Below are 21,682 nucleotides of genomic sequence, written 5' to 3'. Positions count from 1 at the left end.
CCACGAAGGCCATCAGCTCAATGGGATAGCCTTAGAAGTTGTACCTGTTGTTGTCCAGGTCAGTGAGCCAGTATCTACTGGGTGTGTCCAAGGCGTATGTCCTCATTGATAATCGTGCGCGCATGTTACGCCGAGAAGAAAAAGCCTGTCAACACGTTAGACAGGATAATTGCGCAACAATTCAGCATGCTGTCACGGGTTTAAAAAACGCGCTTAACCCGAAGTAAAGCGTGCAGAAAAAGTCTGCGGCGATCTCTGACCGCATCCGGGAAAGTTGCTAAGATTAGGCCACTATTAGCCTGCGGATTTAGCCGATGAAACAGATTACCGCCCACGACCTGACCGCGATGAGCGAACAGGCTGCCAAAGTGGCGCGCCTGCGCGCGCACCGTACATTACACGAAGAGTTAAGCGATCCGGTACAGCGCTTGGCGATTGCCATGGAGCCGGGCACCTATATCCGCCCACACCGTCATCCGCAAACCTGGGAGCTGCTGACGCCGCTGCGCGGCCGTTTTGTCGTGCTGCAATTCAACGATGACGGCGTCGTCACCCATCGCACACTACTCGGCGAAGAAACCAAAGTGCTGGAGATGCCGGCGTTTACCTGGCATGCGGTGCTGTCGGTCGATGCGGGTGGCGTGGTGTTTGAAGTGAAACAGGGGCCATATCAGCCGCTGTCGGAAGAAGACTGCATGTCATGGGCGCCGGCGGAAGGCGGTGAGGGCACCGAAGCGGTGATGCGCTGGTATGCGACCGCACAAATCGGCGACAGTTACTCTCACTGAGGTGGTTCCTCAAACAGCACCCGATATACTCTAAATAATTCGAGTTGCATGAAGGCGGCAAAGCCGTGAATCCCCAGGAGCTTACTCAGGTAAGTGACTGGGGTGAGCGACAAATCAGCCGGGAGCAGATTTGAACGCTGCTTGCAGCGGCCCCGTCAGGGGTGAGGCCCAGGGATGGGCCGAATAACGCAGCCAACACGCATGCAGCTTGAAGTATGATGAGTATAAGTTACACCGTTTCCAGCCGGGCGTAGGCCGCCACCAGCCACTTGATGCCTTCGCCCGGAAAGGCAATTTGCAACCGGCTGTGTTCACCGCTGCCTTCCAGATTGACGATGGTACCCTCGCCAAACTTGGGATGGCGCACCCGCTGGCCAAGCTTGTAGCCGGTGTCGTTTTCGCTGATCGGCGTGCCCATGCGGCGGTGATTCACTGGCCGCGATACGCTGGCGCGCAGCCGCACTTCTTCCACACAGTCTTCCGGCAGTTCGCCGATAAAACGTGAAGGCCGGTGATAAACCTCTTTGCCGTACAAACGGCGCGTTTCGGCATAGGTCAGCGTCAATTTCTGCATGGCGCGCGTCAGGCCAACGTAGGCCAGCCGGCGCTCTTCTTCCAGTCGGCCGCCTTCGTCCAGCGACATCTGGCTCGGGAACATCCCCTCTTCCATACCGACGATAAACACCAGCGGAAACTCCAGCCCCTTGGCGGAGTGCAGGGTCATCAGTTGCACCGCATCCTGATAGGCATCGGCCTGCCCCTCGCCCGCCTCCAGCGCGGCATGTGACAAAAACGCCTGCAGCGGCATCAGATCCTGATCTTCATCCTGATAGCTGTACTGCCGCGTTGCCGTCACCAACTCCTCAAGGTTTTCGATACGCGCCTGACCTTTTTCACCCTTTTCCTGCTCATACATGATGAACAGCCCCGAATCGCGGATCACCCGGTCGGTCTGCACATGCAGCGGCATATCTGCGGTTTCGTGCGCCAGGGAATCCACCAATTCGGTAAAACGTTGCAGCGCGGACGCCGCACGCCCGGCCAGCACTTTGTCCTGCAACAGCGCACGAGTGGCCTGCCACAGCGTCAGTTGGCGATCGCGCGCCGTGCGGCGCACTTCGTCCAGCGTTCGGTCGCCAATGCCGCGCGTCGGGGTATTCACCACGCGCTCAAACGCCGCGTCGTCGTTACGGTTGGCGATCAGCCGTAAATAGGCCAACGCGTCCTTGATTTCCTGACGTTCGAAGAAGCGCTGCCCGCCATAAATGCGGTACGGCATGGCCGTTTGCAACAGCGCCTCTTCCAGCACGCGCGACTGGGCATTGCTGCGGTAGAGTATCGCGCAGTCATTCAGCGCACCGCCGTTTTCCTGCCAGGTTTTGATGCGGCCAACGACAAAGCGCGACTCGTCGAGTTCGTTGAACGCGCAATAGATGGAGATAGGTTCGCCTTCGGCCCCCTCGGTCCACAGATTTTTACCCATGCGCCCGCCGTTGTTGGCGATCAGGGTATTGGCGGCCTTCAGGATATTGCTGGTCGAACGGTAGTTCTGTTCCAGACGCACAGTTTGCGCACCGGGGAAATCCTTCAGGAAACGCTGGATGTTTTCCACCTGAGCGCCGCGCCAGCCGTAAATTGACTGGTCATCGTCGCCGACGATCATCACGTTGCTGTTATTACCGGACAGCAGGCGGATCCAGGCGTATTGGATGCTGTTGGTATCCTGGAACTCGTCCACCAATACGTTGGTGAAGCGCTCGCGGTAGTGATTGAGGATATGCGGCTTGTTCAGCCACAGCTCATGGGCACGCAGCAGCAGTTCGGCAAAGTCCACCAGCCCGGCACGGTCGCAAGCTTCCTGATAGGCCTGATAGATACGCAACCAGGTCGCCTCCACCGGGTTGTTATAGGTTTCAACGTGCTGCGGGCGCAGCCCCTCGTCTTTTTTGCCGTTGATGTACCACATCGCCTGACGCGGCGGCCATTGTTTTTCGTCGATATTCAGCGCCTTAACGATGCGCTTCAGCAGGCGAAACTGGTCGTCGCTGTCGAGGATTTGGAAATCCTGCGGCAGATTGGCGTCCATATGGTGGGCGCGCAGCAACCGGTGAGCCAGGCCGTGGAAGGTGCCGATCCACATGCCGCCCTGGCTGGTGCCAATCAGGTGTTCGATACGGTGGCGCATTTCCGCCGCCGCTTTGTTGGTGAACGTCACCGCCATAATCGAATACGGCGAGCAGTTCTCTACCGACAGCAGCCAGGCGATGCGATGTACCAGCACCCGGGTTTTACCGCTGCCCGCGCCGGCCAACACCAACAGGTTGCAGCGTGGCGCCGCCACGGCTTCGCGTTGTTTTTCATTCAGGCTGTCGAGCAGATCGGAAACGTCCATAGGCACCATTAATTGGTAAGGGAAAACGCGCCTGGGACGCGTTTTCCACTGGGAATTTATACAGAGTTCTGGCAGGGATTATAACAATGCTGTCAGCGATGCCAACTGCGAAATCTCAATATGTGGCAGCAAGCGGCTGTCCGCGGCCTGCATCAGGTTGCGTTGGCGGTCGTTGATCCAGCAAGCCTGCAGGCCTGAGTGCAAGGCCCCGGCAACGTCAGTGGTCAAATCATCGCCAACGTGCAGAATGCGCTCGGCGGGGACCCCTAACCGTTCTGCGGCCAACCGGTACATGTCCTGATAGGGTTTGGCGCGACCATCCGGCCCGGAACGCAGCACAAACTGGAAGTAACCGTCCAGCCCGCACAGCGCCGGATCGGCATTGCCGTTGGTGATCGCCACCAGCGGGAAACGCTCCCCCAGCGCTTTCAACGTGGCGTGAGTCGCCTCCGGCACCTCGATGCGGCTGCGCCACAACGCAAAGTTCTGCATCGCCGCGTCAGCGCCGACGGCAGCCTCGGCATCCCGCAGCCCCTGACGGCTCAGCGCCAGATGAATAGCGCGCCAGCGCCACTGGGTGACGTCGTGATAAATCTCCGGATCCTGCTCGCGCAGCTCCTGGCGAAGACGATGAAAATCCGCCGACTGAAAGTGGTTCAACCCAGGATGATAATTCTGCAGAAAGGCTACCGACTGCAGCTCGGTCTGCCTGATCACCGGGCGGTTGTCGTACAGCGTGTCGTCCAGATCAAAGGTCAGCGCCGCCAGCGGGCGCAGAGGACGATAGAAATGCATCAGGATTTCCCCCGTTTGGCGCGCGGATGCGCAGCATCGTACACGTTCGCCAGATGTTGAAAGTCGAGGTGGGTATAGATTTGGGTGGTGGTGAGGTTGGCGTGGCCGAGCAGTTCCTGCACAGCACGCAGGTCGCCGCTCGACTCCAGCATATGGGTCGCAAACGAATGGCGCAGCTTGTGCGGATGAATATGGCTGTTAACGCCCTGCTTGACGCCCCACTCGGCAAAACGCTTTTGCACGTTGCGGGTTGAGATACGTTTTCCCTGATTGGACAGGAACATCGCGTCGTCTGTCGGGCCGAACAGGTCACGCATCGCCAACCAGTGCTCCAGCCAGGTAACGGCGGTGCGACCAATCGGCAGTTTGCGTTCTTTGCTGCCCTTGCCCAGCACCCAGATATCACCGGCGGCCAGATCGACATGACGGCAATCCAGCCCCACCAACTCCGACAGACGCAACCCGGCGCCGTACATCACCTCCAGCATGGCGCGATCGCGCACCGCCAGCGGATCGTTAAGATCGATATTCAACAGCTGATTCACTTCATCGACATCGATATTTTTCGGCAGATGACGACCGCTGCGTGGCGTTCGGATACCTTTGGCGGGATTGGCGACCAACGCGCCCTGGCTAACCTGCCAGTCGAGGAAGCTGCGCAACGCAGACAAGCGCAGCGCAAGGCTGGAAGACTGCAGGCCCGCGCGTTTACTGCGTGCCGCCAGCATGCGGACTTTTGCGGCGTCCAGCGACGGCCATTCAGTCACGCCCATCTCCTGCGCCAGCGCCATCAGCGCCTGCAGTTGGCGAGAATAGCTGAGCTGAGTGAGCGGGCTGAGCTGACGCTCAACCTTCAGATAGCGCAGGAAAGCGTCCACCGGCTGTTGCAGGCTGGCCGCTACCGGGGTCATGCTCGTTCTATCCAGCGTTCCAGCAGTTCAGGCAGCATGCGCGCCAACTGATTGAGCATCACGGTGCCCATACCCTGCTGATAGTGTTGCGTATCGCGGCTGCTGAAAATCACCATGCCCAGTTCGCCGTCTTCGCCCAACATCGACAACGCGACCGAGCCAACCAGCTTGGCCTGCGGCAGCAGCAACAACAGCTCGGGGCCATTCAGGCTGCCGAGGAAATGCTGTTGGTCACCCAGGCGCTGAATACGCAGCGGTTCAAACGACGAACGCGTCAGGGCAAGATGGGTGAAGTCGGAAGGCGCGCCGATTTTCCAGCTTTCGGAAAACAGGCGGATGTTGGCGCCGGCCAAACCGAAACCACGCGCCCAGCGTTGCAGGCGGTTGAGCATGTCTTGCAGACTGCTGGCGGTCGCCAGATTGGCCTGCAGATGCAGCAAGCTGGCAAACAGCGTTTCATTGGCGCTGGCCTGCTCCATCAGCAGGGTGATCTCTTCTTCGAGCCGGCCAATATGGTTGCGCTGGCGCGCCAGATGCCACTCGACCAGCGACACGGTTCCGCGAACGGGATGGGGGACGCGCATCTGTTCAACCAAACGCGCATTGCGAATAAAGAAATCCGGGTTTTGCAGCAAAAACTGCATTACGGCGTCGTCATCAAGCTCAATGCCCGTGACAGCCTGGTCCTCAACACTCTTCATAGATGAATAAATCCGTCATATACATGGGTTGCCGGACCGGTCATAAACAGCGGGTTGCCCGGCCCTTTCCAGCGAATATGCAGGCTGCCGCCCGGCAGTTCTACATGCACTTCTTCTGACAGCAATTCCTGTTGAATCCCCACTGCCACTGCCGCACAGGCTCCGCTGCCGCAGGCCTGCGTTTCACCGGCGCCGCGCTCATAGACCCGCAGCTTGATGTGTTCACGACTGACGATTTGCATAAAACCGATATTGGCCCGTTCCGGGAAGCGCTCATGCCCTTCCAGCACTGGCCCAAGCAGCTCTACCTTGGCGGTTTTTACATCATCCACCTGTAAAACACAATGCGGATTGCCCATCGACACCACGCCGCACAGCACCGTATGTTCCGCCGCACGCATGATGTATGTCCTTTCCTCTTTGGTGGCGCGAAACGGCACAGCCTGAGGATCAAAATTCGGTTCGCCCATATTCACGCACACCAGATCGTCGTCGGTGACGCTGAGCACCATGCGCCCGGTTTGGGTGCTGACGCGGATGTCGCGTTTGTTGGTCAACCCTTTCAGCCGCACAAAGCGGGCGAAACAGCGGGCGCCGTTACCGCACTGCGCCACTTCACTGCCGTCGGCGTTGAAAATGCGGTAGTGGAAATCAAGTTCCGGATCGTAAGGCGGTTCTACCACCAGCATCTGGTCAAAGCCAACGCCCAAGTGCCGATCGGCCAATCGGCGGATCAGTTCAGGTGAAAAATAGACATTCTGTGTAACGGCATCGACCACCATAAAGTCGTTGCCCAGACCGTGCATTTTGGAGAACTGCATATCATACTCCGCTATCTGGACGCGCTATCCGTCTTGGGTTTGCGGCGACGCCCCGCCACCGCAAATCAGGTGTTACTGGTCGCTCATCGACGGTTTTTGCTGAGAGACAGAGGTTTCCTGCTGATTTTTCTGTACCTGATCGCCCGTTTGTACAGGCGGAGTGGCCGATTTCTGGCTACCAGGTTCGGCCGGTGGGAAATACAGCGGGCCTTTCAGACCGCAGCCAGAGAGCCCGGCAAGCAGAACTGCCATCAGCGCATAGCGTAGTTGTTTTTTCATTTGCATTAATGCCTGTAATTCATGCGTCCAAGATCTCTATAATCGCAGGTGGATCATGAAAAGCAATAGGAATTGATTATGAACGACAGTGAGTTTCACCAGTTGGCTGACCAACTGATGCTTAATATTGAAGAGACACTGGACGATTTTGACGGCGATGCGGACATCGATTACGAAACTAACGGCGGCGTAATGACGTTAAGTTTCGAAAATGGCACCAAAATTGTGATCAACCGTCAGGAGCCGTTGCATCAGGTGTGGCTGGCAACCAAAACCGGCGGCTATCACTTTAACTACCGGGACGGCGCCTGGTTCTGCGATCGCAGCGATCGCGGGTTCTATCCGTTGCTCAGCGAAGCGGCCAGCGCACAGGCCGGCGAAGACGTGCATTTTGCCTGATAAGCCGCTGATTCCGTAGGGCTTGCCCTACGGAATCAATGCAACTGGAATTGCTGCTTCAGCGGCTGAGCGGCACCATCGACCAGGGTAACGCACAGGCTCGACAGGACATTGCTGCGGAACGGGATCACCTGGATACGATCATCCAGCTGAACTATCTGGTAGAACTGCGGCAGGTTGAAGTTGATAAAGCTGGAACCGTAAGTGAAGCGATCGTGTGAAGAAGAATAGAAACGGCTCACGTCACGCACCAACTCCTCTTTACTGCCTTCACAATGGTGGTAAACCTCCACCCGGTTAGACTCATCCAGAATATAGATGTTAAAGCCTTTATCGTCCGACGTGTCTTCGAAGAAGAACTGAATGATCCCCTCACTGGCGAAACCATCCACTACCGGCGGCAAGTGCACCTGATCGGTTTCCACTTTGATCGACAGGCCGTGCAATTTGTTGTTGGAAATGGCGCCGTAGAATTCCACCGCGTTCTCCAGCTTTTGCACCGATACGCTCAGGCGCTCAAAGAACAGACCCCAGGTCTGGCCGGCGACGCGCACCGCTTTGAAGCGGCCCGGTTCCAGACGGGTGCTGGACAGACGCAGCTCTATGCATTCCGACACCAGTTGCTGTATGCGGGTACGGATAAGACCGCGCAGGTGCTGGCTGTAGCAGAACACCTCCACCGATTCCGGGGGCGCAGCGTCCTGATGCATTTTACCGAGAATGGTCTTCAGCGCTTCCAGCACCGATTGCTCACCGCTGAAATGCAGGGTACGCACTTCGTTCCATGAGTTGCGGTACAGCAAATCGATACTGCCCACCAGACATTGCTGCTGCTGGCCGAAGCTGAACACGTCGAGCTTGCGGAAATCGAAATGCACCACCTGGTTGCGGAAAGCGGCGGTTGGATCGTTTTCCAGATTGACGATAATCGCCAAATGGCGGATTTCACACGGGCTGTACAACGCTTTCGGTGTCGGTGCCGCCAGGCGCAGCGGGAAGTGGTGCGATACGTCGGTTACCAGTTCCTGCAGTTTGGCCGTGTCGCACAGGTTGCCGCTCTTGATGTGCAGGCGGGTCTGCGGCGTCAGCAGGCCGTTGAAATAAGCCCAGGCCACCAGCTTGTTCAGGTAGCGGTTATATTCCAGCGGTTGGTGGCTGACGATGGAATCCATCGCCGGCGCCTGATTGTACAGATACCAACCGGTACGGTTGGCGCGGCCAATCGGCACATGAATAAAGGTTAAGTCGTTTTCCGACAGGTCCGGTGAGATCTGCGGGTTCACCAGCGTTACTTTGCCGGGCAGGGCTTCAAACGCCGCATACAGCTTGCGGGTGAGTACACCAATATCCTGCGGGCTGGCGCTGACGCTGAGGTTGTTACGACGCGCAAAGCGGATCAGGTTGCGGTAACTCTGCATCATCGCATCCAGCAGCTCGTTGTGCGCTTCACGCACCCGTTCGATCTTCCAGTTGGCACGGTTATCCAGGATAGCCAGGCGCTCTTCGTCCCAGCCCCATTCGCTGACCAACTGGCTAAGGATTTCGCGGCGCCAGCCGACGCAGGCGTTAGCGCGCGACAGTTTTTCACAGACTTTCAGATAAAAACAGCGGCGGACGAGATCGAGGCGGGTGGTGTCGTTGATTTGGTTCAGATAATGCGTAACGCGTTCGAGCATCATGCAGTAGGAATCAAGCCCGAAGCAGACGATCTCGCCTTCATGCAGGCGGTGTTTAATGTCCATCGCCAGCAGTTGGGTATTCGGGTATTCCCAGGAATAGGCTTCCAGCAGCAAAGTCTTCAGCACGGCCTTGTAAGGCGAATCGATGCTCTTGTACAACTGCCACAGGCTGGCGCCAAAATATTCTTCCGCCGACAATGTGCTCAGGCCGCCGAGATCCAGCCATTCGTTCGGCGTCAACGCGCCTTGCGAATACAGCGACAGCACATACTCATCGTAATGCGCTTCTTCTTCGCCCGGCACCATGTTCCACAAAATACGTTTGCCGGCCAGGCGCACCGCGGTGCGGTAAAACTCGTCCAGCAGCAGGATATGTTGGGTGGATCCGCAGTTCTCGCCACCCAGGCTGCCGCTTTCGTTATGGCGGAAGCGGTTTTCATCGATCAGGAAGAAGCTGACTTCTACGCCCATCGACGCCGACCATTTTTCCAACAGGCTGCATTTTTCCTGCAGACGGCTACGCTCTTCGTTATCCAGCCAGGACTGATGGCACACCCAGATGTCGAGATCCGAGCTGCAGCTTTGGCCGATAGACGAAGTGCTGCCCATGGAGTAAACGCCGGTAATCGGCAGCTCACCGCTGGCCAACTTGTCAAACGGGCTGCCCCATTTGTCTTCTAAATCGTTGAGGTAATCTTGCTGGGTTTCATCAGGCGTGTAGAGGCAAACGCCGTGGGGAACGTTACCGTTCAGATAGCCCGGCATCAGTGGGTGATGGTGGTGCAGTAAGGTAGGCAGCAGACTGTATACCCGTTGAAACGCGGGTTTCATGGCCGCTAGGGCGCGATCGACTCGTAATTGGTTGATCGCATCCAGTCTCTGCTTCAGTGTCTCGATGTAGAGGTACAAGACGTCTCGCCTGATTATCCCGGTGTTTAGAAAAAACCCGTATTCCATAAGCGCCGTTAGTGTTGGAAGAATATTTGGCAACTTATTGTTGGAAACGTGATCAATTTAACACCTTGCTGATTGACCGTAAAGGAGGTAACGCTCCACTATTATTGTAGCGCTTCTCTAAACGATTTACCCGCAGTGTCAACTGCCCCAAAATACATCACACGTCCCGTTGATTCCGTTGTCCTTTCTTCGCCTGTGGCTTCTTGCACTGACAGTTTTCGCACTCAGTGGTAGGATAAACGGCGAATTATAAAAACGGTAACAAGCATGTTAGACAAAATTATTCGAATTGCCACCCGACAAAGCCCGCTAGCACTCTGGCAAGCACATTATGTGCAACAGCGCCTGATGGCCAGCCACCCCGGCCTGCAGGTTGAACTGGTGCCAATGGTCACAAAGGGCGACATTATTCTGGATACGCCGCTGGCGAAAGTCGGCGGTAAAGGCCTGTTTGTTAAAGAACTTGAGTTGGCGTTGCTGGAAGGCCGCGCCGATATCGCCGTCCATTCGATGAAAGATGTCCCGATAGATTTCCCCGCAGGCCTGGGCCTGGTGACCATTTGTGAGCGTGACGATCCGCGCGACGCCTTTGTTTCCAATCGTTTTGCCTCGTTCGATCAGTTGCCGCAGGGCAGCGTGGTTGGCACCTCAAGCCTGCGCCGTCAGAGCCAGTTGCGCGAACGCCGGCCGGATTTGATCGTGCGCGATTTGCGCGGCAACGTCGGTACCCGCCTGGCCAAGTTGGATAACGGTGATTACGACGCCATTATTCTGGCGGTCGCCGGGTTGAAACGCCTGGGACTGGAGCAGCGTATCCGCAGCCCATTGAGCCCCGAAGAGTGCCTGCCGGCCGTCGGTCAGGGCGCGGTGGGCATCGAATGCCGTCTCGACGATGACGCCACCCGTGCGCTGCTCGCACCGCTCAATCACACCGCAACCGATATCCGCGTGCGCGCTGAACGGGCGATGAATACGCGGCTGGAAGGCGGTTGTCAGGTGCCGATCGGCAGCTATGCCGAACTGGAAGGCGACAGCCTGTGGCTAAGAGCCTTGGTCGGCTCACCGGACGGTAGCCAGATGGTGCGCGGCGAACGTCGCGGCCCGGCGGCCCTGGCCGAACAAATGGGCGTTGAGCTGGCGGAAGAACTGCTGGCGCGTGGCGCACGTGAAATCCTGCACGACGTTTATCAGGGAAATCCCCCGGCATGACGATTCTGGTAACCCGCCCTTCTCCTTTTGGAGAACAACTGGTGAGCCGCCTGCGCGCACTCGGCCGGGTTGCCTATCATGCCCCGTTGATCGATTTCGCCCCTGGCCGCGATCTGCCCAAACTGCCGCAGGCGTTGCAACAACTTAATGATGGCGATCTGGTGTTTGTCGTGTCGCAGCATTCGGTGAACTACGCCAACTCGGTCATTGGCCGCGCCGGGCTGACATGGCCGGCACGTCTGACCTATTATGCCATTGGCCGGGCAACCGGGCTGGCGATGCACCGCATCAGCAGCCTGCCGGTGGAGTACCCGCGTGAGCAGCAGATCAGTGAAACGCTGTTGCTGCTGCCGGCGTTGCAGAAGCTGGACGGCAAGCAGGCGCTTATCCTGCGCGGCAACGGCGGGCGCGAGTTGCTCGGCGACCGGTTGAGCGAGCGTGGCGCCAACGTCAGCTATTATGAATGTTATCAACGCAGCCCGGTGCACTATGATGGCAGTGAGCAAAGCGCCCACTGGCAGCGTGCCGGTGTTGATACGCTGGTCGTCACCAGCGGTGAAATGTTACAACAGCTCTATACTTTAGTTCCTGACTACTATCGTTCTTCGTGGCTGTTACGTTGCCGCCTGGTAGTAGTGAGTGAACGCCTGGCTACCCTCGCCCAGGAATTGGGCTGGAGCATGATTCGGGTAGCTGATAACGCCGATAATGACGCGCTGATCCGCGCGCTACAATAAACCTGACTATGGGATGTACCACTATGACGGAACAAAATACCCCATCCGCCCCGGTTGAAGAACCCACCCCAGCGGTTGAGACCTCCCAGCAGCCAGACGCTGACCGCCGCAAAGGGAAAAATACCGGTCCTGTGCTCGGCGCGATCGCTATCGTGCTGGTTATCGCACTGGGCGCGGGCGGCTATTACCACACACATCAGCAGGCGCAACGGCTCATCGCCGCCAACCAAGCTTTGCAGCAACAGCTTGACGGGCTGAAACAGAGCCAGCAGCAGGAAAGAAACGCGCTGGAAGGTCTGTTGCAACAACAGGGCAAAACGCTGGACGCCGCCGACCGCGAGCAGGCCACTCTGGCCCGGCAGCTTAACGAGCTGCAGGAAAAGGTCGCGACCATCTCCGGCAGCGATGCCAAAACCTGGCTACTGGCGCAGGCCGACTTCCTGGTGAAAATGGCCGGGCGCAAGCTGTGGAGCGATCAGGACGTGACCAGTGCGGCGACGCTGTTGAAAAGTGCCGATGCCAGCCTGGCGGACATGAACGACCCCAGCCTGCTCGAGGTTCGTCGCGCCATCACCGAAGATATCAGCACGCTGTCCACCCTGACCCAGGTCGATTTCGACGGCATCATTCTCAAGACCAATCAGCTGTCTAACCAGGTCGACAATCTGCGTCTGGCGGATAACAACAGCGACGAAGCGCCAATGGATCAGGACAGCAGCGAGCTTTCCAGCTCGATTGGCGAATGGCGGCAGAACCTGACCAAAAGCTGGCACAATTTCATGGCCGACTTTATTACCGTCCGCCGCCGCGATGCCAGCGCCGAACCGCTGCTGGCGCCGAATCAGGACATCTATCTGCGCGAAAATATCCGTTCGCGCCTGCTGGTGGCTGCGCAAGCTATCCCGCGCCATCAGAATGAGACGTACAAACAGTCGCTGGAAACCATCTCCACCTGGGTACGCGCCTACTTCGACACCACCGACCCCGCCACCAAAGCTTTTCTGGAAGAGTTGGATAGCCTGAGCCAGCAGTCGATCTCCATGGACGTGCCGGATCAGTTGAAAAGCCAGCCATTGCTGGAAAAACTGATGCAGACCCGGGTGCGCAATCTGCTGACCCAGTCCCCTGCCGCTCATCAGGAGGGGTAAGCCATGTTACGCGTGCTATTTCTGTTCCTGGTACTGATCGCAAGCGTGGTTGTCGGGCCGATGCTGGCCGGCCATCAGGGCTATGTACTGATCCAGACCGATAACTACAATGTCGAAACCAGCGTCACCGGCCTGGTGATCATGGCAGTCCTGCTCTTTATCGTGCTGCTGGCGATCGAATGGATCCTGCGCCGCATCTTCCGTACCGGCGCCCGTACCCGCGGCTGGTTCCTTGGCCGCAAACGCAGCCGGGCGCGCAAGCAAACCAAAGCCGCGCTGATCAAGCTGGCTGAAGGGGATTACAAGCAGGTTGAAAAACTGCTGACGCGCAATGCCGACCATGCCGAACAGCCGGTAGTGAACTATCTGCTGGCTGCCGAAGCCGCACAGCAACGCGGTGATGATTTCCGTACCAATCAGTATCTGGAGCGCGCCGCCGAGGCCGCCGATACCGATCAGTTACCGGTAGATATCACGCGGGTGCGCATTCAACTGGCGCAGGGGGAAAACCATGCGGCACGTCACGGCGTCGATCGTCTGCTGAACCAGGCACCGCGTCATCCGGAGGTCTTGCGTCTGGCAGAGCAGGCTTATCTGCGCACCGGCGCCTTTGCCTCACTGCTGGAAATTCTGCCGTCGATGGGCAAAATCAATTTGCACACCGAAGCTGAGCTGCAAGCGCTGCAACAACAGGCTTACATCGGCCTGATGAATCAGGCGATGGCGGACGAGGGCAGCGATGGCCTGAAGCGCTGGTGGAAAGATCAGAGCCGCAAAACCCGCCATGAAGTCCCGCTGCAAATCGCGATGGTGGAACACCTGATCGAATGCAATGACCACGAAATGGCGCAGGAAATCGTGCTCGACAGCCTGAAGCGTCAGTATGACGAACGTCTGGTGTTGCTGATCCCGCGCCTGAAGTCCGGCAACCCGGAACAGTTGGAAAAAGCGCTGCGTCAGCAGGTCAAACAACATGGCGCTACACCGCTGCTGAACAGCACGCTAGGTCAACTGTTGATGAAACACGGTGAATGGCAACAGGCCGCCGACGCATTCCGGGAAGCGCTGAAACAGCGTCCGGATGCCTACGACTACGCCTGGCTGGCTGATGTGCTGGATAAGCTGCACCGTTCGGACGAGGCCGCTCAAATGCGACGTGAAGGGCTAATGCTGACCCTGAAGCATAACGGCGAGTAACGCTGGCAATGTATTGTCCTCAAGGCGCGCCCCCTGGTCGCGCCTTTTTTATCCAACGTTGCTTATACCCAAGATAGTTGGAGTCACAGCAAGGCGGCAAGCTCACGAATCCCCAGGAGCTTGGTCAACCAAGTGACTGGGGTGAGAGCGCGCAGTCAACGCGGCTGTGGCTTCAAATATGATGGGTATTAGGCAAAAAAAAACACTTGCCGCAGTGGCAAGTGTATAAAAAAGCAATCAGGTCTAGGACAACAGGGGCGGTGCCTCACTCAACGTTATGCCCGGAGTGTGATGTCTGCAGTTGCAAGCAACGCTGACATCGTTCTGGTGGACAATAGGCACCCTAAATCGGCTCTGCATCATTCCCAGGGTTTATGAAGCCTAAGGCGAACATAAGAGGTGGAATGAGCATCTACAGAATAGATATTGCACAAGCCGTGCCAACTTCTGGAAAATGCGCGCCGGACCTTGCATAAAAACCACTATTCTATTGAATTACAAAACATTTAATTATTTTCACATCGATAGCGCGGTTCGCTCTCCTGCCCCCTTCTCTTGGTCTGTCACAGTTAACTATGTCGCCTTAGAACGACGACTTAAGCCAAAGTAATTTTTATCAAACAAAATCATCATGTTATATGTCTCAACTTGACGACAATGCATGATGCCCATGTCGCTGAAACCCAACGACGTGCCAAAATACGCAGACAGGAAGGACAAGGACAAGGACAAGGCTGAAGAAAATAGAAAGTGCGGATTACAGAAAGCGAAAAGCCCGTTCATTGCTGAACGGGCTTTTCTGAAAGTGGTCGGCGAGAGAGGATTCGAACCTCCGACCCACTGGTCCCAAACCAGTTGCGCTACCAAGCTGCGCTACTCGCCGATTTCTTGTTGCACATACTACTGAATCTTATCGCTTATGTCTATGTAAATATTAAAATTTATCAGACATTTTGTGTGGTGCGAAGAGAGGGACTTGAACCCTCACGTCCGTAAGAACACTAACACCTGAAGCTAGCGCGTCTACCAATTCCGCCACCTTCGCACAGTCACAAAACAGCTTACAATTCTTCACTTCTCTTAGGAAGTGGGGTGGCTAATGGGACTCGAACCCACGACAACTGGAATCACAATCCAGGGCTCTACCAACTGAGCTATAGCCACCATTACTTCTTAACTTCACGCGGTAATACTACCACCGCAGCTCTTGCACACAAACTTAATGGTGCGCCCGACAGGATTCGAACCTGAGACCTCTGCCTCCGGAGGGCAGCGCTCTATCCAGCTGAGCTACGGGCGCATAGCGCCGTTGCGGGAGGGGATACTACGGATTTAACCCAATCCTGTCTAGTGCTTTTTCGCAGAAATGTTGCGTTTGATTACGCTTTGCTCACTCCCGCGCAGGAAAGCGCTATCCGTAGCCCCTTTTCACCGGTTATTGCTGCATTTCTGCCCGCTTTTCAGCCGGATGATGTTTCTTGTGCATGCCGAAAGCAAAGTAGCACAGGCTAACAGCTGCCAAGAAAATCGCCCCGACCAACAAAGAAATGCGTGTATCCGGGTTAATTCCCATGCCAATCAGCACGCAGACCAGGAAAGCGATGGTCAGATAGTTCACATACGGGAACATCACTGACTTGAAGCTGTGGGTTTTGATCGCTTCTTTATGAGCGCGACGGAAATACAGCTGGCTGATCAGCACCACAAACCACGGCACCATGCCAGGCAGCACGCTGGCGCTGTAGACATAAACAAACACCTGCTGCGGATTCGGAATGAGGTAGTTCAGCCCGGAGCCGACCAGCAGACAGACGATGGTCACGGCAATGCAGTTCACCGGCACGCCGCTGGCGGACAATTTGGTCAACGAAGCGGGCAGTTGACGGTTCTTGGCCAGCGCGTACAGCATGCGGCCACCGCTGTACATGCCGCTGTTGCAGCCGGACAGCGCCGCAGTCAGCACCACGAAGTTAATGATACCGGCGGCGGCAACGATACCGATCTTGGCGAAGGTCAGCACGAACGGGCTGCCGGTAGTCCCGATACCGTTCCAAGGGAAGATAGTGACGATGACAAAGATGGCGCCGACATAGAAGATCAGAATACGCCACAGGATATTGTTAATCGCGCGTTTCAGCGTGACCTGCGGGTTCTTGGCCTCGCCGGCGGTAATGCCGACCAGCTCAACCCCCTGATAGGACGCCACGACAATACACAGCGCGAACAGGAAGCCCTTCCAGCCGCCGGCAAAGAAGCCGCCATGCTGCGTAAGATTGGCAAAACCGATCGGCTGACCGCCGTTGCCAAAGCCAAAGAAGATCACTCCCAGTCCCACCAGAATCATCACAATGATGGTGGTCACCTTAATCATGGCAAACCAGAACTCCAGCTCGCCGTACAGGCGCACCGCCGCCAGGTTGGCCAACGCCACCATCGCCACGGCGATCAGCGCCGGCACCCACTGCGGGATTTCCGGGAACCAGAACTGGACATAGACCCCAATGGCAGTGATTTCGGAAATGCCAACGGCAATCCACATAAACCAATAGCCCCAGGCAGTGAGGTAACCGAAATACGGCCCCATATATTTATGCGCATAAACGGCAAAAGAGCCCGCTACCGGCTCCAGGAACAGCATTTCGCCCATCGATCGCATAATAAAGAACACGAACAGCCCGGCGATGATATAGGCCAACAAGACCGACGGCCCCGCCCATTTCAGCGTGCTGGCCGACCCCATAAACAGACCGACGCCGATGGTGCCACCCAGAGCAATCAGCTCAATATGCCGGGCCTCGAGCCCCCGGTGCAGTCCTTGCGGTTTTTCTTTGTGTGCCATAGATCCTCAATGATGTTTTTTTGATTGTGTTTGCATGCCGGCCGCTGCCGGTCGTTATTGTTTTTTAATTAAAATAGAGTAAATCATCCCCCGCCGCTTTGGCTGACATCAATGTGTGATCGGGGCGATCTTACGGCGAGAAAAACGTCGTTCAGCACTACCGCACCGGGTGCCAGCGGCTGGGGATAATTTCCGGACGGTATCGTTTCGCATTTTGCTGCTATAAGCAAACCGCAGCTTAAAACTTTATGGAATAAATGAGGGTGGGTTTAGGGTCTGAGGTTATAGAGGTGCGGCTAATACGTCATAAAGCAGGTTATTTGAACAAGCGAATACGTCAGGGCAGCACTAAACACCCCGACGTCGTTATCACATCTTGCCGCGGTAGTAGTAACTCACAAACTTCAGCAGTTTCAACTGACGGCCAATCCGGCTGGGTTGACTGAGCAGCCGGTAGAGCCACTCCAGACCAAGATTCTGCCAAACCCTTGGCGCGCGTTTCACATGACCGGTGAACACGTCGTAGGTCCCGCCTACGCCCATATACAATGCCTGCGGATGCACCTTGCGGCAGTCGCGCATCAGGATTTCCTGTTTCGGCGATCCCATGGCAACCGTCACTATAGCGGCACCGCTGACGCGGATGCGTTCAAACAGCGCATCGCGCTGTTCAGGCTTGAAGTAACCATCCTGACTGCCGACCAGGTTCACATTCCACTGGCTGCGCAGCTTCTGCTCGGTTTCCGCCAGTACCGAAGGTTTGCCGCCAATCAGGAACACCGGCGTCCCCTCACGACCGGCACGCTGCATCAGCGCTTCCCACAGATCGGCTCCCGCTACACGCGACACCTCGGCACCCGGATATTTGCGGCGGATTGATCGCACCATGCTGATACCGTCGGCATATTTGTATTCCGCTTCGTCCAGCAACGCATGCAACGCAACATCTTCCTCCGCCTTCAGTATCTTTTCTGCGTTCATCGCCACCAGAGTGCCCTGCTTTACCTGGCCGCCGTCAAACAGAAAATCCATGCATTGCGCCATATCGCGAAATCCCCAAAGGCTGAAACCGCGCAGCTCATATTTGGGAACCCTAATCGTTGCTTCCATCGTTATTCTTATCCTTACAGAAGGCCGTCGGCGCGTGGGGAGGATACCGGCGATGTCAGCCTGCGTGAACGCAGCACCCGTGCCTTAATCAAACCGGCAGTGTCAAACAGCCAGTACAGCAATTTCGCCATCAACAGACAGGCACCAAAAATAAGGCAGAAGAACACCACCCGCGAGACAAACGAATCCACGCCTTCCCTCGCCAATACGATAATGTTGAACACCGCGCCAAAGCAGAAACTCTGCAATATGGCCGCCTTGTAGCGGTTAGGCTCGCTTTTGCCCATTTCGTACAGCCAGTCGAACCATTTGATGATCATGCCAACCAGCACGGCACCGACAGGGATGAACAACGCACCGCCCATCACCACCAGCGACCCGATCAGCGTCGGTGAGATCGCCAGGCCGGAATGGTTATCCAGCACTTCCCAGGTGAAGTAGTTGGCGGTATTCAGCACCGTATCCGGACGGCCCGGCCACAGCCAAGCCGGAATGAACACGTAAAAATCACGCACAATCGGCGCCAATCCCTGGAAGTCGATTTTGTCGTAGTTTTGCAGCAACAGCGCCAGGTTTTCCCATGGCGAGAAGGTATCTCGCGTCAGGTAAAGGAAGGTGTAAAACGCTTCAGAGCCACTGACGTCGAGGCTATAACGTTTTAACGCCAGCCAGAACATGCCGACGATGCCGAACACGCCGGCGGCCACCAGCATCCACAGCGAGATCCAGCCGCGGACAATGCCGATAAACAAAAACAGCGAGAAAGCGATGATGATATTGGCGCGGGTGCCGCCGACAATCACGTAGGTCAGGATGCCGAAGGCCACCGTAGCCGCCAAGAAGAAGAACCAGGCACGCAGATCCTGTTTCAGGAAATACACCACCAGCATTGCCGGAATAAAGAAATAGAAGAACCGCTTGAGCGCTACGCCAGATACATCGCTGGAAAAAATCTGGCTATAAGAGTTGAGCTTGAACAGCAGGAAACCGTTTTGCATGAAGAAAATGCCCACGGTACCGATCGCCACCAGCGCCAGCAATATCCAGGTCAGATTGGTTTCCACCCGGTTCATGGTAAATACCGGCTTACGCGGCCGTACGCTGGGCTTACGCAGCCGGGTTTTATAGCTGACGTAATAAATCGCGTAAAACGCGGTAGCGGAGAGAATGGCGTACAGCAAGAACTCGACCGGCACCACCTCGACGTCGAACTGAAACGCCAGCAAACACGTCAGCGGAAAGCCGAAGTAAAACGTCAGCAAGTACAGCAGGGAAAAGAAAACGTTGAAGTTAAAGCGGATACGCCGAAATTCCTGATAAGTCAGCGTAAGAATAAACAGCACGCTGACCAGATAGACGACAAACAATCCGCCAAATTGCGCCAACGTCATGAGCCTTCCCCCGCAGCCAGCGCCAATGCCTGTTGCCAGCCATCGACGTAGTTTGGATTAAAGAAGGCGATCGCCTGTTTATCTACCGACGCCAGTTGGCGCTGCGCCTCGCGCACCACCGCTTCATCCAGCGAATCGCCATAGAACAGTACCGGCAGATGCTGCTCCGCCAAATCCTGCCAGAACGGGTTCTGCCGGCTAAGCACGAACGGCACACCGAACTGAATCAGCAAACACAGGGTACCGATACCCTGCTGGCGGTTAAAAATAAAATAACCGAGATCGCATTCGCGCAGGATGTTCAGGTAATCGTCGAATGCCACCTGCTGCGTCAGCAACTGCAGGTTCTTGTCGCTGAACCATTGCAGCCCGGCGGTACGCACCTGGTCGATATAGGCGTCGTTGTTGGCCGGATAACCCATCGGCAGGATCACGCGCACGTCCGCGCCGAACTGCTGGTGGATCGCTTTCAGCGCTTCAACATGACGGTTGGTGCGATCGCCGGAATTCCCTACCAGAATGGTCATGGGTCCGGCCAGGCTCTTCTCCACGCTGATGCCGGTCAGGGCCGGGTCCATTCGCGTTGGAAAATACAACAGGGAGGCCGGCACGCGCGCATGGCGCTGCTGGTAATGGATCACGTCGCCGCGGGTCGCAAATACACGCCCCACCCGCCCTTGCGCGATGCGGCGCAGCACATAGAACAGGCGGAATTTCCAACTGGTGGCGTCCTCGTACAGATCCGCGCCCCAGATATGCCAGCTCACCTGGCGAGCTTTGATTTTACCGCTCAGCAACGCCAGCCACAGCGTAGGATTAAACTGGCCATGCAGGAAGAAACGCTGATTACGATCGGCCTGAGCGCGGGTAATCACCGCCGCCGCCAGGCTTTTTTTATCCGGGAAAGCCTCGATGCTCAACTCGGGAAAATCGCCCAGCGCCGCTACGTCTCTGGCTGCTACCATAAAATGGCGTGTCTGTTCGGACGGCAGGCGCTTCGCCAACACGTCGTTGAAGAAACGCAGCACCGTCTGATTGTGATGCGGGATATCAGAACCCAATACGTGAATCAGTATGGTCATACTCGTCTACGATAAAGAAGAAATACGCAACTACAGAGCGCGAAATACACAATGTAGGTTGCCATGTAAGCCTGCGCCGCACCCAATGCGCCGTGCAGCGGTATCAGCCAGTGCGAAAACAGCGTCAGCAGCAGAAATTGGCTGACTTCCGTCAGAATGTAAAAACGCAGCGATGCCTTGGCGATAACCAGGTAACCAAAGACATAAGCGCCCACCTTCAGTACATCGCCCACCAATTGCCAGGCGAACAGATCGCGCATGGCGACGAACTTGTCCGTGAACAACAACCAGATGGCGAAATCGCGCAGCAGCCAGACGGTGAAACTTGCCGCCGCTACGGCGGGCAGCACAAACTTCAGCGAACGTACGATCTCCTGCGAGATGGCGCTTTTTTCCTTCAGCCGCGACAGCGTTGGCAGCAGGTAGACGGTAAATGAAGCGGTGATAAACTGCAGATAAGCGTCGGAAATGCTGCTGACACCCTGCCAAATCCCCACCTCCTCCCAACTGTAATGGCTGGCCAGCAGGTTACGCATCATCACATAGGCCACCGGCAGCGTCACTGAGGTGATCAGCGCCATAATGGTGAACTTGCCGAGATGACTGGCCAGCGCCTTGTCCCAGGCCAGAGACAAATAGCTCAGCGGCAGGGTTTTGCGCCGCCACAACATGAAGCCGGCAGGCAATACCACCAATGCCGGCACCAGCGCCAATCCTGCCAGAGCGCCTTCATAACCGCCCAGTTTAAAGCACAGGTAGTACGCCACCACGCCAATCAGGCTGCCGCCAATCACCGCCAACGCGTTGCCCATCGCATCGCGGTAGCCTTTCAGCACCGCCATAAACAGGTTGGCGTAGGCGATACCCATCTGAATAAAGCCTACCGCACGCACCACGCTCACATACTCGGCGTGACCGAACAGCGCGATGCTGATGGGAACGGCTGCGAATAAAAACACCAGCGCCAACAGCGTGGAGAAGCCCAGCACGATAGTCGACGCTGTACCGACCGCCAGGCGCAACCGCTGCGGATCCTGATGGTATTCGGCAACGTATTTCGTGATGCCGTTAAAAATCCCGGCACCGGACAACACGCCCAGCACGGTGATCAACTGACGGAAGTTACCCGCCTGCCCAACACCGCTGGGGCCAAACGCCACCGCCAGCAGCTTCACCACCAATAACCCCACGCCAATTTTTATCAGCGTGGAGCCGGCGGTCCAAATCGATGCTTTTGCCAACGACAT

At 56.6% G+C, this 21,682-nt stretch carries 18 protein-coding genes and 4 tRNA genes; 6 read left to right on the top strand and 16 right to left on the bottom strand.

The annotated features are described in order from the left end of the window. Nucleotides 1-314 precede the first annotated feature (314 nt). Nucleotides 315-788: a WbuC family cupin fold metalloprotein gene (locus JEM67_RS01270; protein WP_199636453.1), complete on the top strand. Its 474-nt coding sequence runs from the start codon at nucleotides 315-317 to the stop codon at nucleotides 786-788. A gap of 229 nt (nucleotides 789-1,017) precedes the next feature. Here JEM67_RS01270 and uvrD read toward each other — a convergent pair whose 3' ends face one another. The 6 genes from uvrD to lptM all read right to left on the bottom strand — a co-directional run bounded on the left by uvrD (nucleotide 1,018) and on the right by lptM (nucleotide 6,687). Beyond that, the gene (gene uvrD / locus JEM67_RS01265; RefSeq protein ID WP_006318315.1) at nucleotides 1,018-3,180 is read right to left on the bottom strand and encodes a DNA helicase II; all 2,163 of its coding nucleotides are present in this window, start codon (nucleotides 3,178-3,180) and stop codon (nucleotides 1,018-1,020) included. A gap of 78 nt (nucleotides 3,181-3,258) precedes the next feature. Then, nucleotides 3,259-3,975, bottom strand: a complete 717-nt coding sequence (yigB, locus tag JEM67_RS01260) for a 5-amino-6-(5-phospho-D-ribitylamino)uracil phosphatase YigB (protein WP_199636452.1) — start codon at nucleotides 3,973-3,975, stop codon at nucleotides 3,259-3,261. Beyond that, nucleotides 3,975-4,886 (bottom strand): tyrosine recombinase XerC, encoded by a 912-nt coding sequence (xerC, locus tag JEM67_RS01255; RefSeq protein ID WP_199636451.1) that lies wholly within the window; start codon nucleotides 4,884-4,886, stop codon nucleotides 3,975-3,977. Before xerC ends, yigB begins: the two co-directional genes overlap by 1 nt. Continuing rightward, nucleotides 4,883-5,587, bottom strand: a complete 705-nt coding sequence (locus JEM67_RS01250; RefSeq protein ID WP_013811051.1) for a DUF484 domain-containing protein — start codon at nucleotides 5,585-5,587, stop codon at nucleotides 4,883-4,885. Before JEM67_RS01250 ends, xerC begins: the two co-directional genes overlap by 4 nt. Then, a complete protein-coding gene (gene dapF, locus JEM67_RS01245; protein WP_004950915.1) occupies nucleotides 5,584-6,408 on the bottom strand; it encodes a diaminopimelate epimerase in 825 nt (274 codons plus the stop codon). Before dapF ends, JEM67_RS01250 begins: the two co-directional genes overlap by 4 nt. Before the next feature lie 72 nt (nucleotides 6,409-6,480). Next, nucleotides 6,481-6,687 carry an LPS translocon maturation chaperone LptM gene (lptM, locus tag JEM67_RS01240; RefSeq protein WP_304621744.1) on the bottom strand — a complete coding sequence of 69 codons (207 nt, stop codon included), beginning with the start codon at nucleotides 6,685-6,687 and terminating at the stop codon, nucleotides 6,481-6,483. A gap of 78 nt (nucleotides 6,688-6,765) precedes the next feature. On the opposite strand from lptM, the gene cyaY reads away from it, so the two are divergent. Then, a complete protein-coding gene (cyaY, locus tag JEM67_RS01235) occupies nucleotides 6,766-7,086 on the top strand; it encodes an iron donor protein CyaY (RefSeq protein ID WP_006318320.1) in 321 nt (106 codons plus the stop codon). 35 nt (nucleotides 7,087-7,121) lie between these two features. Here cyaY and JEM67_RS01230 read toward each other — a convergent pair whose 3' ends face one another. After that, the gene (locus JEM67_RS01230) at nucleotides 7,122-9,674 is read right to left on the bottom strand and encodes a class I adenylate cyclase (RefSeq protein ID WP_199636449.1); all 2,553 of its coding nucleotides are present in this window, start codon (nucleotides 9,672-9,674) and stop codon (nucleotides 7,122-7,124) included. A gap of 315 nt (nucleotides 9,675-9,989) precedes the next feature. On the opposite strand from JEM67_RS01230, the gene hemC reads away from it, so the two are divergent. The 4 genes from hemC to hemY are packed head-to-tail and all read left to right on the top strand — an operon-like array spanning nucleotide 9,990 to nucleotide 14,013. After that, complete coding sequence (hemC, locus tag JEM67_RS01225) at nucleotides 9,990-10,931, top strand: hydroxymethylbilane synthase (RefSeq protein ID WP_199636448.1); 942 nt, start codon at nucleotides 9,990-9,992, stop codon at nucleotides 10,929-10,931. Continuing rightward, on the top strand, nucleotides 10,928-11,668 hold the full coding sequence (gene hemD / locus JEM67_RS01220) for a uroporphyrinogen-III synthase (protein WP_004950904.1): 741 nt from the start codon (nucleotides 10,928-10,930) through the stop codon (nucleotides 11,666-11,668). The genes hemC and hemD overlap by 4 nt, the downstream gene beginning before the upstream one ends. Nucleotides 11,669-11,691: 23 nt before the next feature. Further along, nucleotides 11,692-12,816 (top strand): uroporphyrinogen-III C-methyltransferase, encoded by a 1,125-nt coding sequence (gene hemX, locus JEM67_RS01215; RefSeq protein WP_199636447.1) that lies wholly within the window; start codon nucleotides 11,692-11,694, stop codon nucleotides 12,814-12,816. Nucleotides 12,817-12,819: 3 nt separating this feature from the next. Continuing rightward, nucleotides 12,820-14,013: a protoheme IX biogenesis protein HemY gene (hemY, locus tag JEM67_RS01210; protein ID WP_013811046.1), complete on the top strand. Its 1,194-nt coding sequence runs from the start codon at nucleotides 12,820-12,822 to the stop codon at nucleotides 14,011-14,013. 806 nt (nucleotides 14,014-14,819) lie between these two features. On the opposite strand, the gene JEM67_RS01205 is transcribed toward hemY, so the two are convergent. From JEM67_RS01205 to wzxE, 9 genes are all read right to left on the bottom strand, one after another. Then, nucleotides 14,820-14,896: transfer RNA gene (locus tag JEM67_RS01205), tRNA-Pro, on the bottom strand. Nucleotides 14,897-14,971: 75 nt separating this feature from the next. Then, nucleotides 14,972-15,058, bottom strand: a tRNA-Leu gene (locus JEM67_RS01200). A 43-nt stretch (nucleotides 15,059-15,101) separates the two neighbouring features. After that, nucleotides 15,102-15,177: transfer RNA gene (locus JEM67_RS01195), tRNA-His, on the bottom strand. Between the two features lie 59 nt (nucleotides 15,178-15,236). Continuing rightward, a tRNA-Arg gene (locus JEM67_RS01190) sits at nucleotides 15,237-15,313 on the bottom strand. A 135-nt stretch (nucleotides 15,314-15,448) separates the two neighbouring features. After that, the gene (gene thrP, locus JEM67_RS01185) at nucleotides 15,449-16,852 is read right to left on the bottom strand and encodes a bifunctional threonine/serine APC transporter ThrP (protein ID WP_013811045.1); all 1,404 of its coding nucleotides are present in this window, start codon (nucleotides 16,850-16,852) and stop codon (nucleotides 15,449-15,451) included. Nucleotides 16,853-17,221: 369 nt separating this feature from the next. Then, nucleotides 17,222-17,962 carry a lipopolysaccharide N-acetylmannosaminouronosyltransferase gene (gene wecG, locus JEM67_RS01180; protein ID WP_013811044.1) on the bottom strand — a complete coding sequence of 247 codons (741 nt, stop codon included), beginning with the start codon at nucleotides 17,960-17,962 and terminating at the stop codon, nucleotides 17,222-17,224. Nucleotides 17,963-17,976: 14 nt separating this feature from the next. Beyond that, nucleotides 17,977-19,353 carry an ECA oligosaccharide polymerase gene (wzyE, locus tag JEM67_RS01175; protein WP_199636446.1) on the bottom strand — a complete coding sequence of 459 codons (1,377 nt, stop codon included), beginning with the start codon at nucleotides 19,351-19,353 and terminating at the stop codon, nucleotides 17,977-17,979. After that, nucleotides 19,350-20,435, bottom strand: coding sequence for a TDP-N-acetylfucosamine:lipid II N-acetylfucosaminyltransferase (locus JEM67_RS01170; RefSeq protein ID WP_199636445.1), 1,086 nt, complete (start codon nucleotides 20,433-20,435; stop codon nucleotides 19,350-19,352). The genes wzyE and JEM67_RS01170 overlap by 4 nt, the downstream gene beginning before the upstream one ends. After that, nucleotides 20,432-21,682 (bottom strand): lipid III flippase WzxE, encoded by a 1,251-nt coding sequence (gene wzxE / locus JEM67_RS01165; protein WP_199636444.1) that lies wholly within the window; start codon nucleotides 21,680-21,682, stop codon nucleotides 20,432-20,434. The genes JEM67_RS01170 and wzxE overlap by 4 nt, the downstream gene beginning before the upstream one ends.

It is taken from the genome of Serratia sp. PAMC26656 (assembly GCF_016469055.2).
Classification (GTDB): Bacteria; Pseudomonadota; Gammaproteobacteria; order Enterobacterales; family Enterobacteriaceae; genus Serratia; species Serratia plymuthica.
This window is presented reverse-complemented; position numbering and strand designations above follow the sequence as displayed.

Excerpts from the sequence above, each read along its gene's own strand:
- JEM67_RS01270 (WP_199636453.1), top strand. The coding sequence starts at position 315 with ATGAAACAGATTACCGCCCACGACCTGACCGCGATGAGCGAACAGGCT.
- uvrD (WP_006318315.1), bottom strand. The coding sequence starts at position 3,180 with ATGGACGTTTCCGATCTGCTCGACAGCCTGAATGAAAAACAACGCGAA.
- yigB (WP_199636452.1), bottom strand. The coding sequence starts at position 3,975 with ATGCATTTCTATCGTCCTCTGCGCCCGCTGGCGGCGCTGACCTTTGAT.
- xerC (WP_199636451.1), bottom strand. The coding sequence starts at position 4,886 with ATGACCCCGGTAGCGGCCAGCCTGCAACAGCCGGTGGACGCTTTCCTG.
- JEM67_RS01250 (WP_013811051.1), bottom strand. The coding sequence starts at position 5,587 with ATGAAGAGTGTTGAGGACCAGGCTGTCACGGGCATTGAGCTTGATGAC.
- dapF (WP_004950915.1), bottom strand. The coding sequence starts at position 6,408 with ATGCAGTTCTCCAAAATGCACGGTCTGGGCAACGACTTTATGGTGGTC.
- lptM (WP_304621744.1), bottom strand. The coding sequence starts at position 6,687 with ATGAAAAAACAACTACGCTATGCGCTGATGGCAGTTCTGCTTGCCGGG.
- cyaY (WP_006318320.1), top strand. The coding sequence starts at position 6,766 with ATGAACGACAGTGAGTTTCACCAGTTGGCTGACCAACTGATGCTTAAT.
- hemC (WP_199636448.1), top strand. The coding sequence starts at position 9,990 with ATGTTAGACAAAATTATTCGAATTGCCACCCGACAAAGCCCGCTAGCA.
- hemD (WP_004950904.1), top strand. The coding sequence starts at position 10,928 with ATGACGATTCTGGTAACCCGCCCTTCTCCTTTTGGAGAACAACTGGTG.
- hemX (WP_199636447.1), top strand. The coding sequence starts at position 11,692 with ATGACGGAACAAAATACCCCATCCGCCCCGGTTGAAGAACCCACCCCA.
- hemY (WP_013811046.1), top strand. The coding sequence starts at position 12,820 with ATGTTACGCGTGCTATTTCTGTTCCTGGTACTGATCGCAAGCGTGGTT.
- thrP (WP_013811045.1), bottom strand. The coding sequence starts at position 16,852 with ATGGCACACAAAGAAAAACCGCAAGGACTGCACCGGGGGCTCGAGGCC.
- wecG (WP_013811044.1), bottom strand. The coding sequence starts at position 17,962 with ATGGAAGCAACGATTAGGGTTCCCAAATATGAGCTGCGCGGTTTCAGC.
- wzyE (WP_199636446.1), bottom strand. The coding sequence starts at position 19,353 with ATGACGTTGGCGCAATTTGGCGGATTGTTTGTCGTCTATCTGGTCAGC.
- JEM67_RS01170 (WP_199636445.1), bottom strand. The coding sequence starts at position 20,435 with ATGACCATACTGATTCACGTATTGGGTTCTGATATCCCGCATCACAAT.
- wzxE (WP_199636444.1), bottom strand. The coding sequence starts at position 21,682 with ATGTCGTTGGCAAAAGCATCGATTTGGACCGCCGGCTCCACGCTGATA.